The organism is Vibrio sp. Sgm 5 (genome assembly GCF_026241575.1).
GTDB classification, from domain to species: Bacteria; Pseudomonadota; Gammaproteobacteria; order Enterobacterales; family Vibrionaceae; genus Vibrio; species Vibrio jasicida.
On record NZ_JAPHPY010000002.1, the window covers coordinates 168,678 to 185,202 of the forward strand.

Here is a 16,525-nt window from a genome sequence, read left to right on the forward strand (position 1 = left end):
ATAGCCAAGCTTGAGATGAGAAGCGACAGGTGATTTTACAAACAAAAAGAGCCGACGTTTCAGTCAGCTCTTTTGTGTAAATTGATTCGCATCGATCAACGATTGATAGCAAAGGTTGGCAGTGACAAGTGCCAGCGAATCGCACCAAGGCGAATAATCAACGTTGAGATGACACCTGCGAGTAGGGCGACTGAATGGTCGTGTCCCATGCTCAATGCAGTTGTATGGAAAATTCCGCCAATGATACATGCGGTCGCATAGACTTCACTTCGCAGTACCATGGGTACCTCGCGAGCCAGCACATCACGGATAATGCCGCCACCGCAACCAGTGATAACGCCCATGATCACCGCTACCATGCCAGAAGCGTTGTAGGCTAGCGCTTTTTCGACACCGATGCCGACGAATACCGCCAAACCAATTGCATCACAGACAGGTAAGACCCACCAAGGCAAGCGCTTAGGGCGACGAATGAGAATCATCGTGAGCAAACAAGTGATGAAAATTACCCAAAGATAAGTGGTGTCAGTGATCCAGAAGACCGGGGTTGCGCCAAGCGCCATATCACGAATAGTGCCGCCACCAATAGCTGTCACACTACCGAGTACGATCACACCGAAAGGATCCATCTTTAATCGGCCTGCGAGTAAAACGCCAGAAACCGCAAAGACAGCAGTACCGAATAAATCGATCATATAAAGCAGCATGGAGTCCATGTTACTTGGTACCTTTTAAACAAATTGTGGGGGAACAGAAATGGGACGGAAATTGTACGGGATTTCCAACGAAAACGTTAGCGTTTTTGCCGAACGGTTTCAAAGTGTTCACACACCTCTGTGATCGCGTTTAAGGTTCTTGGGGTTGGGCGGTTGATCCAATCTGAATTGAGTGACCAAACGTGGTTGTTCTTTAACGCAGGGATGTCGTTTTTCCATTCAGCCCACATGCCATCATTACTCATGGCATGGCGAGAGGTAAACAGGACTTCGGGTTGGCGAGTAATCACTTGCTCGATGCTGACTTGTGGGTAAGGGGCACTGCCTTTAGCAAAGATATTCTCGCCACCGCAGAAGGTGAAAACTTCACTTGGCCAGTTCTTGCCCGCAACGGTGATGATCGGCTTCTCACTTAATTGATAGAAGTAACTGACTTTATCCTCGGTATTGTATTTTTCTTTTAATGCTTCTAGCTGCGCGCGGAATTCTGCGGCGGCTTTTTGCCCAACTTCCGGCTTCTCGCTGTACTGGCTAAGTTGCTCAATGTTCGTAGCGATGTCTTCTAACGTTCCAGTAGTTGAGTAGTAGATAGGGATGTCAAACTGCTTGAGCTTTTCAAGTTCTTTGGCTGGATTACCTGCTGGCCAAGCGATAACTAAATCGGGTTGAAGGGCAATGATGCGCTCTAACTTGATGCCTTGATAGTTTGATACTTTCTCTAAATCTTTAGCTTGCTCTGGGTAGTCACTCATTTCACTGGCGGCAATCAGCTTGTCACCAAGACCTGCAGCATAGGCGATTTCTGTTGAGTGTGGTGCCAGGCTGATGACGCGTTGCGCTGGTTCATTGGCAAAAGAAGCGGCAGAAAAGATAAGAGGAAGAGCAAAGCAAAGTTTGTTCATCATAGTCCTTGATAAATGAGTCCGAGAATCAGGCTTTGGATAACGATCCAAGCAAAAATACGCCATACAATAAGGGTTTGGATTTGTGCTAAATGAATAGCAGATGGTGCTATACGACCACCAATTTTCGCTCGTTCAGCTCGTAGACCTTGGTACAGCGCTGGGCCGCCAAGTGACAATTGAAGTTTGTTACCAATTGAGCACAACAACCAAGCTGGCCCCGGAAGTGGCCAAGACTTCGCTTGCTGAAGCATCGCAGTCGAAACACTTGATAGGTTTTTACCCATGCTAATGAACACGGCAAACAAGCGTAAAGGAATAATCTCCAATGCAGCAGTTAGCTGAATAGCAGGCTTACCAAAAGGTGAATACTGACGGCGACTTGGGGACCAAGCACGAGCGAGCTCTGCCGTTAGGCGATACATGAACGCGCCAATTCCACCAGTCAATCCATACCAAAACAACACACACACAACGTTACGTCCGTAACCCATGATAATGGTCTCTGCACCTGCTTTACCAATACCAAGCAGTGATAAGCTCTCGGTATCTCGATTAAGGTAAGGCTTGAGTAACGCTCGGCACTGCACTTTGTTCTCATTCGACATTGCGGTGACGAGTTGTTTAGCAAGTGACTCGTTGTTTCGCCAGTCGAGAGCAATAAGCAGTAATGCCAGCTCAAATAAGGGCGCTTGCCAAACTAAGGGCTTCATCGCGAGCAGTAATATCAAGCAGGGTACAAGCATAAGAAACAATGCGAGTCCGCCTGAGAGAATGCTTTGTGAGTAGTTGTGGTTGTTATTAACTTTGTTCGCTAGTTGTTCTGCGAATTTATGCCACAAAGTCACAGGATGAGCTGCGTGAGGAATGGGGATTAATAAGTGGAATAGTAATGCGCCCCACATGACGAGGAGCGCACCATTGGCATTGAGCTGTTGAAATATTTCTTCCATGAAATTCTGGGGACTTACTTAGTCAGTTCCAACATTTTGCATACCATTTCTGAAGAGCTTGTCGCTGCTAGCGGTAGGAACTCTTCGAAGCTCATTGGTGATTCTTTGTCTGCTACGTCAGAGATAGCACGAACAACAACAAACGGTGTGTTGAATTGGTGACAAGTTTGAGCGATAGCAGATGCTTCCATTTCTACAGCGATAACTGAAGGGAAGTGTTTACGGATAAACTCTTGGCGTTCTGCCGTGCAAACAAACGCATCACCAGTACAGATCAGGCCGCGAACTGCGTGAGTGTTTTCCATTTGAGCCAGTGCTTTTTCAGCAAGGTCCATTAGCTTCTCATCCGCTTTGAATGCTGCTGGTTGGCCTGCCATTTGACCCATTTCGTAGCCAAACGCGGTTACGTCTGCATCGTGGTGACGAACTTCTGTTGAGATAACAACGTCGCCTAGGTTTAGGCTTGAATCGAAGCCACCTGCAGAGCCAGTGTTGATAACCACATCTGGTTGGTACTCGTCTAGCAGAATAGTTGTACCTACTGCTGCCGCTACTTTACCGATGCCAGATTGAAGCAGTACCACATCAACGTCGTTAATCTGACCAGAGAAAAACGTACAACCTGCTTTGCTCACTGTTTGGCAGTTTGTCATAGCTTCTTTCAGGATGGTGACTTCTTGTTCCATCGCACCGATGATACCAACTTTCATAACACTCTCTTTCGATAAAAATTTAAGTTGGCGAGAGTATATCACTCTGCACCAATATGTGGTCGTTATTTGATTAACTCAGCATTCGCCAACAGTGAACGTAATTGTTCGGCACGCTTACGGTTCACGCCAAAGTCTGAATAGCCAACGCGAGATTCAGAACGAACAATAAGCTGGTCGCCTTCGATCTTAAGCTCTAAATCGTCCACAAAGCGCATGATTTTAGATGTGCATTCGATACGTAGGTAATTGCCTTCTTTAACGGCTGTCTTCGCGCCTGGCAGTTTAAGCGCCACTTGCTCAATTGCATCGATGTTCGTGGATTCGGTTAGGGTGAATGGTGTTAGGTTGTATTCTTCACGCGTGTCTTGGGTGGAGACGCAGTTGGGTTTGTCACCACAAGGTGATTGAGAACGATCCGTCATGGTTGTGACTCCTTGGCTACAAGCGGTTAAGCCGAGCAAAGTAATGGAAAGGAGAGCGGCTTTTTTCATTGGTTCTATCCCTTATCTTAGGAATTTAATTATATGTAATAAAAGAAAAAAGGATCCAATAGTAGGATCCTTTTTGAGACGTTAACAGTGATTAAACTTCAAGGTAATCGAGAATACCTTCTGCGGCTTTTCGACCTTCATCAATCGCGGTCACGACCAGATCTGAGCCTCGTACCGCATCGCCACCAGCGAAGATCTTTTTGTTGCTGGTCTGGAATTGGAACTCTTGTTTCGCAGGAGCTTTGATACGGCCCCATTGGTCCAACTCGACATCAAACGGAGCTAGCCAGTCCATTTTGTGTGGCTGGAAACCAAACGCCATGATAACGACGTCTGCTGGTAGAACGTGCTCGCTGCCTTCTACTGGTTCTGGGCGTCGGCGACCTGCGTCATCAGGCTCACCAAGGGCGGTTTTCACCACTTTGACCCCTGAGACCTTACCTGACGCATCGACTTCAATTCCTAAAGGCTGAAGGTTGAACATGAACTTCACACCTTCTTCCTTGGCGTTTTTCACCTCGCGGCGAGAACCAGGCATATTGGCTTCATCACGACGGTAAGCACATACAACGTTTGACGCGCCTTGGCGGATAGAGGTACGAACACAGTCCATCGCGGTATCACCACCACCGAGTACCACTACGCGTTGCTTTGCCATGTCGATAAATGGTTTGTCGTGCTCCAAGCCCATGACCTTGTACGTATTTGAAATCAAGAATGGCAGAGCATCGTAAACGCCCGGCGCACCCTCATTTTCTAGTCCCGCTCGCATGTACTTGTAAGTACCAACACCCAAAAAGACAGCATCGTACTCATTAAGCAGCTCTTGCATTTGTACATCTTTGCCTACTTCCACATTCATCTGGAACTCAACGCCCATCTCGGTGAAGACGCGACGACGATTTTCCATCACGCCTTTTTCAAGCTTGAATGAAGGGATACCGAAGGTCAGTAGACCTCCAATTTCAGGATAGCGGTCAAATACGACAGGTTTCACGCCATTGCGGACTAGGATATCAGCGGCAGCCAAGCCTGCTGGTCCTGCACCAATGATGGCAACCCTTTTATCGGTCCACTCCACCTTGGACATGTCAGGCTTCCAGCCCATTTCGAAGGCTTTGTCGGTAATGTATTTTTCAACGTTACCTATGGTGACAGCGCCAAAGTCCTCATTGAGAGTACAAGAGCCCTCACACAGACGATCTTGCGGACACACTCGACCACAAACTTCAGGTAGGCTGTTGGTTTGGTGCGACAGTTCAACGGCTTCAAGGATACGACCTTCATTGGCTAACTTTAGCCATTGCGGGATGTAGTTGTGGACAGGGCACTTCCATTCACAATATGGGTTACCACAATCCAAGCAGCGATCCGCCTGCGCAGTCGCTTGTTGTTTGGTAAATGGTTCATATATTTCAACGAACTCGATCTTACGAACTTTGATAGGCTTCTTCGCAGGATCTACGCGTTGAACATCGATAAATTGATAAACGTTCTGACTCATGATTCAAACATCCTCCATGATTACTGGGCTTGAACGCGCAGTTCTGCGGCACTGCGACTCTGGTGACCAAGTAGCGTGCGTAAGTCCGCCGCTTGTGGTTTCACCAAGTAGAACTTTGGAATCCATTCATCAAAGTTCGCCAAGATATCTTCTGCGTGGCTAGAGCCGGTTTCTTCAAGATGTTCGGCAATCAGACCACGTAAGTGCTCTTGATGGATGTAGAGATCCGACAGAGAAATCGCTTCAACCGATTCGTTGTTCACGCGACCTTGGAAGTCTTGGTTCTCATCTAATACGTAAGCAAAACCGCCAGTCATGCCTGCGCCAAAGTTCACGCCTGTCGCGCCAAGAATGGCAACAATACCGCCGGTCATGTACTCACAAGCGTTATCGCCAGCGCCTTCAATGACGGCAATCGTACCTGAGTTACGTACGCCGAAACGCTCACCTGCTTTACCTGCCGCAAACAGTTTACCGCCGGTTGCGCCGTACAGGCAGGTGTTACCAATGATGGTCGCCTCATTACACTTAAATGCAGTGCCAAGGTGAGGTTTGATCACCACCTTACCGCCAGCCATGCCTTTACCTACGTAGTCGTTGGCATCCCCAGTCAGGTAAAGCTCTACGCCACCTGCGTTCCAAACGCCAAATGACTGACCAGCAGTGCCATCCAAGTGCAGTTTGATTGGCGTTGCCGCCATGCCTTGGTTGCCGTAACGCTGAGCGATTTCACCAGATAGGCGAGCACCCACAGAACGGTCGGTGTTGATCACGTTGTAGAAGAAGCTGGCAGATTGACGTTTCTCAACCGCTTGCAGCGCGTCTTCAATGATCTTGTTGTTTAGCTCTGCTTTATCAAATGGTGTATTTGGCTGTGTCCAGTAAAGAGGGTGTCCTTCTGGAGAGACTGGCGCCTCAAGGATATTTGACAGATCTAGCTTAGTTTGTTTCGCTGTCAGACCTTCAACGGTTTCCAACAAATCCGTGCGACCAATCAAGTCAGTCAGTTTTTCAACACCAAGTTCAGCGAGCAATCCGCGCACTTCGTCCGCCAGACCGATGAAGTAGTTCATCACCATTTCCGGCAGGCCTTTGAAGTACTCTTTACGTAGTGTCTCGTCTTGAGTTGCAACCCCTGTGGCACAGTTGTTGAGGTGACAAATACGTAGGAACTTACAACCCATTGCTACCATTGGCGCAGTACCAAAACCGAAGCTTTCTGCACCGAGAATCGCCGCTTTCACCACGTCTAGACCAGTTTTTAGACCACCATCTACTTGTAGTCGGATCTTGTGGCGCAGACCATTAGCAACCAGTGCTTGTTGTGTCTCTGCTAATCCTAACTCCCAAGGGCTACCTGCGTATTTCACTGAAGTTAAAGGGCTTGCTGCGGTACCGCCGTCGTAACCCGAAATGGTAATGAGATCTGCGTAAGCTTTCGCTACACCTGTTGCGATGGTGCCGACGCCTGGTTCAGATACTAATTTCACTGAAACTAGCGCATTTGGATTGACCTGCTTTAGGTCGAAGATCAGCTGGGCCAAATCTTCAATCGAATAAATATCGTGGTGCGGAGGAGGGGAGATCAGAGTTACCCCCTGTACCGAATAACGCAGTTTTGCGATTTCTGCGGTGACTTTGTGTCCCGGTAACTGGCCACCTTCACCCGGCTTCGCACCTTGTGCCACCTTGATTTGCAGTACGTCTGCATTGGTGAGGTAGTGAGGCGTGACACCAAATCGTCCCGATGCGATTTGCTTGATGCGTGAGTTACGCTCTGTGCCGAAGCGGCGTGGATCTTCACCACCTTCACCCGAGTTTGAGTGGCCGCCGAGACGGTTCATCGCCATCGCTAGTGCTTCGTGTGCTTCGGGGCTGAGTGCGCCAATGGACATCGCTGCAGAATCAAAGCGTTTGAAGAGTTCTGTATTAGGCTCAATTTGCTCTAAAGGTAGCGGTGAATCTGATTTCTTCAGTGACATAAGGTCACGAAGCATAGCAACAGGGCGTTGGTTCACCTGCTTAGCAAAGCTCTGGTAATCGTTGCTTTCTCCCGATTTCACAGCTGTTTGCAGTGTGCTTACTACGTCAGGGTTGTAGGCATGATATTCACCATCATGGACATATTTTAATAGTCCACCATGGTCGATGGCTTTGCGCTTCGCCCACGCTTTGCGAGACAGGTTATACAAGTCTTGTTGGAAGTCTTCGAAGCTTGCCCCTTCAATACGAGTCGTCACGCCTTTAAAACACAAATCGACTAATTCTTGGCTTAAACCAACCGCTTCAAATAGTTGTGAACAACGGTACGATGCAATGGTGGAAATCCCCATCTTCGACATGATCTTGTACAGACCTTTATTGATGCCGTATTGGTAGTTTTGCATCACATCGCGATAGTCTTTATCAAGCGCACCATCGTCAATCAGTTTACCCAACGCCTCATAGGCTAGATATGGATAAACGGCCGTTGCACCAAAGCCAAGCAAGACAGCAAATTGATGCGGGTCGCGCGCTGTGGCAGTTTCAACCACAATATTGGCGTCACAACGCAAATTTGCATCAATCAAGCGAGTTTGTATCGCACCGACGGCCATAGCCGCAGGGATAGGCAGTTTGCCTTTGACTAAAGCTCGATCGGAAAGCACAACCAAAACGGTGCCTTCACGGACAACGTGTTCGGCTTGATCACACAATTCATTGATGGCTTGCTTTAGATCTTTCTGCTGTGGATCGTAGTTGATATCGAGAATGGTATTACGGTAATGATCGTCACCAAGCTCGAGTAATTGTTGCATGTCTGAATAAAGTAATACTGGCGAATCGAAGGTGACTCGGTATGCGTGGCCATCGGTTTCACAGAAGACGTTCATCTCCTGACCAATACTGGTTGCCAGTGACATCACGTGCTTTTCACGCAGTGGATCGATTGGCGGGTTAGTTACCTGAGCAAACTTCTGACGGAAATAATCCGTTACCAAACGCTCTTTGGAAGAAAGGACGGCCATCGGGGTGTCATCACCCATAGAGCCAACCGCTTCTTGGCCCATATCGCCGAGCACTCGAAGTACTTGATCGACTTCTTCATTGCTCATGGCGAATTGCTTTTGATAAGTCCTAAGTACGTCTTCATCAAAGCTGCGTTCACCGACTTGATCTTCAGGTAGCTGAGAAAATGGCGTCAGTTTGCGAACGTTATTATCCATCCATTCACGATAAGGATGGCGAGATTTCAGGTCATTATCGATTTCACTTGATTGCCACAACTTGCCTTTGCGTGTGTCGACAACTAATAGCTCACCCGGACCAACTCGGCCTTTTTCGGCGACTTCATCTGGTGCGTAATTCCAAATCCCCACTTCAGAAGCCAAGGTAATGAATTTGTCTTTAGTAATCACGTAGCGCGCAGGACGTAGACCGTTGCGGTCTAGGTTACATGCTGCGTAACGACCATCTGATAGTACGATCCCTGCAGGGCCATCCCATGGCTCCATATGCTTTGAGTTGAAATCATAAAAAGCACGCAGGTCTGGGTCCATGTCTGGGTGGTTTTGCCATGCTGGTGGCACAAGCATGCGCATTGCACGGAAGATATCCATCCCGCCAGAAAGGAACAGATCCAACATATTATCTAGGCTGGAAGAGTCTGAGCCTGTCTCGTTGACAAAAGGTGCGGCCGTTTGTAAATCGGGCAGCAGTGGGGAAGAGAACTTATAAGCTCGTGCTCTAGCCCATTGGCGATTCCCTTCGATGGTGTTGATCTCACCGTTATGTGCAAGATAGCGGAATGGCTGAGCCAGTGGCCAACGCGGTTGAGTATTGGTAGAAAAACGCTGGTGGAACAGGCAGATAGCGGATTCCATGCGTAGATCAGCAAGATCAAGGTAGAAGCGCGGTAAGTCCGCAGGCATGCACAAGCCTTTGTACACCAGAACTTGTGTCGACAAGCTACAGATGTAGAAATCTGGATCTTCAGTGATTTGTTTCTCGATACGACGGCGTGCAATGTAAAGGCGGCGTTCAATATCACGCTCGCGCCAGCCTGCCGGTGCAGAAATAAAGACTTGCTGAATATTCGGAAGTGAGTCGGCAGCAATTGGGCCGAGAACCTCTGAATTGGTTGGGACGTCGCGCCAACCTGCAATCGTTAAAGTTTCTTGGGCGAGTTCTTTGTTTACGATGTCTTTTGCTTGTTGAGCTTTAACAGGGTCTTGATTGAAAAAAATCATGCCCACGGCATATTGTTTGCCTAGATTAAAGCCGTTTTCTTCAGCGATCAGGCGTAAGTAGGAATCGGGTTTTTGTAGTAAAAGACCACAACCATCACCAGTTTTGCCGTCAGCGGCGATACCACCACGGTGGGTCATGCGGTCAAGTGCAGAAATTGCTGTTCGAACCAGCTTGTGACTTTGCTCCCCTTCCATGTGAGCGATTAAGCCAAATCCACAGTTGTCTTTCTCAAGACTTGGATCATAAAGAGCCATTGCAATTCTCCCTTTGCTTATCTGTCGTCCGACAGATATATCAACACTGCTCAAGTTGATAATGATGACTAACTATGCGTCACTTTTATGGTTTTATGTATATTTATTCAATAAAAATCGTCAATTATCTTAACAAAAAATGGTTGTTTTATTTTCATCGACTTCACAACCTATAGCTTATTGTAAAAAAGGTCAAGTTATTAGTGAATCATCACGTGAATATGCGATTTACCATTTAATTGGCTAAAATATTTCAATAAATTCAGCTAGATAGGAATTTGATTGTTACAAAAAAGTAACATTTGATTCTGTGAGGCATAAAAAAGACCAGCACAAAATGCTGGTCAAAATAAAAAGATTGGAAGGAACTGTTTTCTTTTCTTATCACCAGCCATCGATACTACTGATGGCTGGATTTATGACTTAAAAAGAGGAAGCGAGAGCACTCCCTTTAAGCTGAAAGCATTAATGAATCTGCTTTCGCTTCTAGGTTTGTGCCACCCATCAAATAATCATCGATGGCACGAGCTGATTCACGGCCTTCATTGATACAACGAACAACCAGAGATTGGCCTGTACGCATATCACCAGCAGCAAATACGCCTTCTTGGTTAGTAGCAAAACCTTGGGTTGCTACGTTACCGCGATCATCTAGTGCTATGTCCAGTTGAGCAAGAACACCAGTTGGTTCCGGATGCAGGAAGCCCATAGCAAGGAATGCCATATCACATGGGATCACACGCTCACTGCCTTCGGCCTCTTTAAAGTTTGGACGCTCGCCTGGCTTCGCTTCTTCCCAAACAATATCGGCAATACGCAGACCAGTCACTTCACCTTGCTCATTGCCGATGAACTCTTTGGTTAGGATATTCCAGTGACGATCAACGCCTTCTTCATGGGAAGTCGATGTACGCATGATCATTGGATACTGTGGCCACGGCATGTTTGCTGGGCGTTTTTCTGGCGGAATCGGCATGATCTCAACCTGAGTAATGCTTGCTGCACCGTGACGGTTTGATGTACCTACACAGTCAGAACCTGTATCACCACCACCGATGACAACCACATGTTTACCTTTTGCGTGAATTTCTTCCGTTTTTAGGTCCATGTTATTTGCACGACGGTTGTTTTGACCAAGGAACTGCATGGCAAAGTAAACACCATTTAGCTCGCGCCCAGGAACTGGAAGATCACGTGGAACGGTTGAGCCACCAGTAAGAAGCACAACATCGTATTCTTGACGAAGCTGTTGAGCGTTTACGTCGACACCGATATGTTGGTTTACTTTGAATTCAATACCCGCTTCTGCCATCAGGTTGATCTTACGATCAATGACATCCATGCCCAGCTTGAAATCAGGGATACCAAAACGTAGTAGGCCACCCACTTTCTCGTCTCGTTCGAATACCGTCACAGTATGACCAGCGCTGTTTAGCTGCTCAGCAGCCGCAAGGCCAGCAGGACCCGAACCAATGATCGCGACTGTTTTACCAGTGCGAGAACGCGGTATTTTTGGTTTGGCGTATCCTTCACGATACGCTGTTTCTACGATGGTTTTCTCGATATTACAGATAGTAATTGGGTCTTGGTTGATGCCAAGAACACAAGCACTTTCACATGGAGCAGGACAAACACGACCAGTAAATTCTGGGAAGTTATTGGTTGAGCTTAGAATGTTCCATGCTTCTTCCCAGCTATCACGATAAACCGCATCGTTAAACTCTGGAATGATGTTACCGATAGGGCAGCCGTTATGACAAAACGGCACACCACAGTCCATACAACGAGAAGCTTGAGTATTGATCTTGTCACCAAACTCCTCGTTCAGAACGAACTCTTTGTTGTTCTTGATGCGTTCAGCTGGATCGATCTTTTGTGGTAGTTCACGACCATGCTCTAAAAATCCAGTAGGCTTACCCATTATACGGCCTCCACTTGAGTTTCGTTTCCTTGAGACTGTGCTTCAGCTTTACGCTTTTGAAGAACCGCTTTGTAATCACGCGGCATTACCTTAACCATAGAGGCTAGGCTTGCTTCAAAGTTGTCTAGGAAAGACTGAGCGACTTCACTTCCTGTGAATTGAACATGCTTAGTTAGCATGTCGAGTAATAGATCTCTGTCTTCTTGCTCGATTGGATCTAGGTCTACTAGCTCTGGGTTCAGTTTTGACTCAAAGTCGTCTGATTTATCCCACACATAAGCCACGCCACCACTCATACCTGCGGCAAAGTTACGACCTGTTGAACCGAGGATGATGGCTGCACCGCCAGTCATGTATTCACAACCGTGGTCACCGACGCCTTCTACTACGACTTTCGCACCTGAGTTACGAACACAGAAACGTTCACCAGCCATACCGCGGATGAAAGACTCACCCGAAGTTGCACCGTAGAAACACACGTTACCAACCACGATGTTGTCTTCCGCGACAATGCTTGATTTCGCATCTGGGTAAAGTACTAACGTACCTCCAGATAAGCCTTTACCCCAGTAGTCGTTCGCGTCGCCTTCCACTTCGAACTTCACGCCCTTAGCGAGGAATGCACCGAATGACTGACCCGCAGAACCTTTGAACTTCACGTTCATTGGTTGAGGTAGACCGGCATCTTTGTACACTTTCGAGATTTCGTTCGACAGCATGGTACCTGCAGAGCGGTCTGTGTTGACGATAGGGAACTCGGCATTCACCGCTTCGCCTTTCTCGAGTGCAGGAATCGCTGCTTGAATTAGCTTGCGGTCTAGTACTTCTTCTAGGTTGTGGTTCTGCTGAGCTTGGTTGAATACACCATCAGCTTCACGTGGTTGCTCAACGTGAAGAACAGGAGACAGATCTAGGTTCTTGTATTTCCAGTGAGAAACGTCTTGGCGAATCTTCAGCTTCTGACCTTGACCGACCATCTCATCGATAGTGCGGAAGCCAAGTTCAGCCATGATTTCACGCAGACCTTGTGCCATGTATTGGAAGAAGGTTACGACGTCTTCAACGCGACCATCAAAGCGCTCGCGAAGTGTCTTGTTTTGAGTCGCGATACCAACAGGACAGGTATTCTTATGACACTTACGCATCATGATACAACCTTCAACCACCAAGGCTGCGGTTGCCACGCCCCATTCTTCTGCACCAAGTAGTGTTGCCACTGCAAGGTCACGAGGTGTCTTCATCTGACCATCTGCTTGAACCACGATACGGTTACGTAGGCCGTTCTTCAGTAGCGTTTGGTGCGTTTCTGCCAAACCAAGTTCCCAAGGAAGACCGGTATGACGGATTGAAGACATTGGTGAGGCACCAGTACCGCCGTCGAAACCTGCGATTAGTACAACGTCCGCTTTCGCTTTTGCTACACCAGAAGCGATCGTACCTACACCGGCTTCTGATACCAGCTTCACGTTTACACGGCCCGCACGGTTCGCGTTCTTCAAGTCGTAGATCAGCTGAGCCAAATCTTCGATTGAGTAGATATCGTGGTGTGGTGGTGGCGAGATAAGGCCAACGCCCGGAGTCGAGTGACGTGTTGCACCGATCCAGTCGTCTACTTTATCGCCTGGTAGCTGACCACCTTCACCTGGTTTCGCACCTTGAGCCATTTTGATTTGCAGCTCTTCAGCGTTAGTTAGGTAGTAAGAGGTTACGCCGAAACGACCAGAAGCCACCTGCTTGATTGCAGAGCGTTCCCAATCGCCGTTTTCTTTACGCTCGAAACGCATTGGGTCTTCACCACCTTCACCAGAGTTCGATTTCGCGCCAAGACGGTTCATCGCAACAGCCAGTGTGGAGTGTGCTTCGTAAGAAATAGAACCGAATGACATTGCACCCGTCGCGAAGCGTTTCACGATGCTTTCAATTGGCTCGACTTCGTCGATAGAGATAGAGCCTGCTGGATTCTTAATAAACTCAAGTTGGCTACGCAGGGTTACCGCGTTGTCACCTTGCTTATCTACTGCTGTCGCGTACTGCTTGAACTGATCGTAGTTCTTGTTGCGTGTAGACTCTTGCAGTAGAGAAATAGTCTCTGGGTTGAATAGGTGCTTCTCACCACGCTGTTTCCATTGGTAAACACCACCAACATCCAGCATTTGAATTGGGATTTCGCGTTGTGGGTAACCGATACGATGACGGATCAGCACTTCTTTGGCGATATCATCAAGGGTGAGACCTTGGATACGAGAAACTGTACCTGTGAAGTATTTGTCGACCACTGATTTGTGGATGCCCAACGCTTCGAAGATTTGTGCACCGTGGTACGACTGTAGCGTCGAGATACCCATCTTCGAGAAGATCTTCAGAAGACCGCCATTGATCGCTTTACGGTAGTTGTTGAACAGATCGCGCGGGTTCGCTTCTGGATCCAACTTCTTCGTACGTTGAAGCTCAATAATGGTTTCAATCACTAGGTATGGGTTAACCGCATTCGCACCGTAACCAAGTAGTGTTGCAAAGTGGTGCGTTTCACGCGCGTCACCGGTTTCAACCACGATGTCACACTTCGCACGTAGACCTTTACGGATCAAGTGGTGGTGCACTGCGCCAACTGCCAGCATTGCTGGGATCGCCGCGTGGTTTGAGTTCACTGCACGGTCAGTTAGTAGGATGATTGAGTAACCATCGATAACCGCGTCTTCTGCGTATTGGCAGATACGTTTTAGTGCACGCTCAAGCTTGCCTTGATCTTCATTGGCTTGGAACACGATATCCAGCGTCTTCGCTTGAAGGTGCTCGTTATCGATCGCACGCAGTTTTTCAAGCTCAGAGTTAGCCAGAACAGGTGATTCCAATTCTACTTTCTGACAGTGAAGTGGTGTTTCAGTCAGAAGGTTTTGGTCTTTACCCAAGTAAGTGTTCAGCGACATAACCATACGCTCACGGATCGGGTCGATCGGTGGGTTGGTTACCTGTGCAAACAGCTGCTTGAAGTAGTTTGAAAGATGTTGAGACTGATGAGATAGAACCGCAAGAGGCCAGTCGGCACCCATTGCTGATAATGGCTCTTTCGCGTCATTCGACATTGGAACGATGATTTCGTTCACTTCTTCAGTGCTCACACCGAAAGCTTGTTGACGGTGTAGCAAACGTTCTGGAGAAGGTTGGCTGAACTGGTTGCTCGCATCTGGCAGCTTCTTCAAGCTCAGTAGGTTTTCTTCTACCCACTTCTCGTAAGGCTGCGCCGTTGCGATGGTGTCTTTCACTTCTTCATCAGAGATGATGCGACCTTGCTCTAGGTCTGCAACGAAGATACGACCTGGTTGCAGACGACCGCGGAACTCTACGTTCTCTGGTTCAATATCCACAACACCAGATTCAGATGCCATCACTAGGAAGTTGTCTTTGGTCACTGTGTAGCGAGAAGGGCGCAAACCGTTACGGTCTAGTGTCGCACCAACTTGAACACCATCAGTAAAACATACTGAAGCAGGACCATCCCATGGTTCCATGATGTTCGCGTGGTACTGATAGAACGCGCGACGTTTAGGATCCATGTTTTTGTTTTCTTGCCATGCTTCCGGGATCATCATCATCAATGCGTGTGGCAGGCTGCGACCAGAAAGAACTAGGAGCTCAAGTGCCATGTCAAAGTTAGATGAATCCGAGCTGCCTTCCTGACAGATTGGAAGAAGCATGTCGATTTCAGCCTGAGTAAACAGGTCTGATTCTAGAATGGCTTCACGGGCTTTCATCCAGTTCAAGTTACCGCGAACTGTATTGATTTCACCGTTGTGGGCAATGTAACGGAAAGGCTGTGCAAGACGCCATTTCGGGAAGGTGTTGGTAGAGAAACGAGAGTGTACCAGTGCCAGTGCGGTCACCATGGTCGGGTTTTGCAGATCAAGGAAGTACTGAGGTACTTGCTCGGTTGTTAACTGACCTTTGTACACCAATGTCTTGTAAGACATTGAGTTAATGTAGAAGTCGTCACCAATGTTCGAAACGCTTTCTAGGCAAACACGTACAGTGTAGTTACGAAGTACGTACAGTTTGCGCTCTAGCTCTTCAGGTGTGATGCCAGGGCCACCAGAGATAAACACATGCTCAAACTGAGGCTCTGTACTTAGTGGGTCTGCACCGATCATTGAGTTGTCGGTTGGCAGTACTCGGTAGCCGATAACTTCAAGATCTAGACGCTGTGCGTTACGTTCTAGAATGTCACGGCATTGTTCGCGTTTGTATTCGTCTTTCGGGAAAAGAACGACACCAACACCATACTTTTCAAACGAAGGCAGTTTAATGCCTAGCTTAACGGCTTCTTCTAATAGGAATTCATGAGGTTTCTGTAGCAAGATACCTGCGCCATCACCGCTACATGGGTCACAGCCTTGACCACCACGGTGTTCCATGCGAGCCAGCATATCTAGTGCTTGAGTCACTACTTCATGAGATTTACGGTTTTTAAGGTGAGCAACAAAACCGATACCACAAGCGTCATGCTCCAGCTCCGGAGTGTACAGACCCTGTGAATTTTGCTCTCTATCTACCATAGATACATCCTTCCAGTTCAATGTCGACGCAAGAATCCCAGACAGATCTTGGCTGTCTTAGGTACGCTCTGTGCGTCTTGTCCTTTATATTTATGATTCGAAACCGACCTAGGTTGGTCAGTTTTGATTCCTTTCCGTATCTCGCAGGAAAAATTTTGCGAGAAAAACAATCCTTGGTGATATCCCTTTATTTATTATCACTATCTAGTGATTTATATCGGTGGGAGCGGGGTATCGCCGACAATTCCCGCAGTTGTCATTGTAATAAAAGTCACAAAAACAGCGGGGTTG

Annotated in this window: 9 protein-coding genes; all 9 read right to left on the reverse strand. The window is 47.7% G+C overall.

From position 1 onward, the window contains the following. Positions 1-95: 95 nt before the first annotated feature. The gene (locus OQJ86_RS02040) at positions 96-716 is read right to left on the reverse strand and encodes a TRIC cation channel family protein (RefSeq protein ID WP_005425397.1); all 621 of its coding nucleotides are present in this window, start codon (positions 714-716) and stop codon (positions 96-98) included. Positions 717-793: 77 nt separating this feature from the next. Next, complete coding sequence (gene btuF / locus OQJ86_RS02045; RefSeq protein WP_265985707.1) at positions 794-1,618, reverse strand: vitamin B12 ABC transporter substrate-binding protein BtuF; 825 nt, start codon at positions 1,616-1,618, stop codon at positions 794-796. Further along, positions 1,618-2,571: a cobalamin biosynthesis family protein gene (locus tag OQJ86_RS02050; RefSeq protein WP_265985709.1), complete on the reverse strand. Its 954-nt coding sequence runs from the start codon at positions 2,569-2,571 to the stop codon at positions 1,618-1,620. Before OQJ86_RS02050 ends, btuF begins: the two co-directional genes overlap by 1 nt. Before the next feature lie 14 nt (positions 2,572-2,585). After that, positions 2,586-3,281 (reverse strand): 5'-methylthioadenosine/S-adenosylhomocysteine nucleosidase, encoded by a 696-nt coding sequence (gene mtnN, locus OQJ86_RS02055; RefSeq protein ID WP_265985711.1) that lies wholly within the window; start codon positions 3,279-3,281, stop codon positions 2,586-2,588. Between the two features lie 65 nt (positions 3,282-3,346). Then, positions 3,347-3,775 carry a DUF1499 domain-containing protein gene (locus OQJ86_RS02060; protein ID WP_042599738.1) on the reverse strand — a complete coding sequence of 143 codons (429 nt, stop codon included), beginning with the start codon at positions 3,773-3,775 and terminating at the stop codon, positions 3,347-3,349. Between the two features lie 91 nt (positions 3,776-3,866). After that, the gene (locus OQJ86_RS02065) at positions 3,867-5,279 is read right to left on the reverse strand and encodes an FAD-dependent oxidoreductase (protein WP_039974748.1); all 1,413 of its coding nucleotides are present in this window, start codon (positions 5,277-5,279) and stop codon (positions 3,867-3,869) included. Positions 5,280-5,299: 20 nt separating this feature from the next. Continuing rightward, the gene (gltB, locus tag OQJ86_RS02070) at positions 5,300-9,763 is read right to left on the reverse strand and encodes a glutamate synthase large subunit (RefSeq protein ID WP_265985714.1); all 4,464 of its coding nucleotides are present in this window, start codon (positions 9,761-9,763) and stop codon (positions 5,300-5,302) included. A gap of 451 nt (positions 9,764-10,214) precedes the next feature. After that, entirely contained in the window at positions 10,215-11,684 is a 1,470-nt protein-coding gene (locus OQJ86_RS02075) for a glutamate synthase subunit beta (RefSeq protein ID WP_061035007.1), read from the reverse strand. After that, the gene (gene gltB / locus OQJ86_RS02080) at positions 11,684-16,234 is read right to left on the reverse strand and encodes a glutamate synthase large subunit (protein ID WP_265985717.1); all 4,551 of its coding nucleotides are present in this window, start codon (positions 16,232-16,234) and stop codon (positions 11,684-11,686) included. The genes OQJ86_RS02075 and gltB (OQJ86_RS02080) overlap by 1 nt, the downstream gene beginning before the upstream one ends. Positions 16,235-16,525: the final 291 nt, after the last annotated feature.

Coding starts and splice junctions, on each gene's coding strand:
- OQJ86_RS02040 (WP_005425397.1), bottom strand. CDS start 716: ATGGACTCCATGCTGCTTTATATGATCGATTTATTCGGTACTGCTGTC.
- btuF (WP_265985707.1), bottom strand. CDS start 1,618: ATGAACAAACTTTGCTTTGCTCTTCCTCTTATCTTTTCTGCCGCTTCT.
- OQJ86_RS02050 (WP_265985709.1), bottom strand. CDS start 2,571: ATGGAAGAAATATTTCAACAGCTCAATGCCAATGGTGCGCTCCTCGTC.
- mtnN (WP_265985711.1), bottom strand. CDS start 3,281: ATGAAAGTTGGTATCATCGGTGCGATGGAACAAGAAGTCACCATCCTG.
- OQJ86_RS02060 (WP_042599738.1), bottom strand. CDS start 3,775: ATGAAAAAAGCCGCTCTCCTTTCCATTACTTTGCTCGGCTTAACCGCT.
- OQJ86_RS02065 (WP_039974748.1), bottom strand. CDS start 5,279: ATGAGTCAGAACGTTTATCAATTTATCGATGTTCAACGCGTAGATCCT.
- gltB (WP_265985714.1), bottom strand. CDS start 9,763: ATGGCTCTTTATGATCCAAGTCTTGAGAAAGACAACTGTGGATTTGGC.
- OQJ86_RS02075 (WP_061035007.1), bottom strand. CDS start 11,684: ATGGGTAAGCCTACTGGATTTTTAGAGCATGGTCGTGAACTACCACAA.
- gltB (WP_265985717.1), bottom strand. CDS start 16,234: ATGGTAGATAGAGAGCAAAATTCACAGGGTCTGTACACTCCGGAGCTG.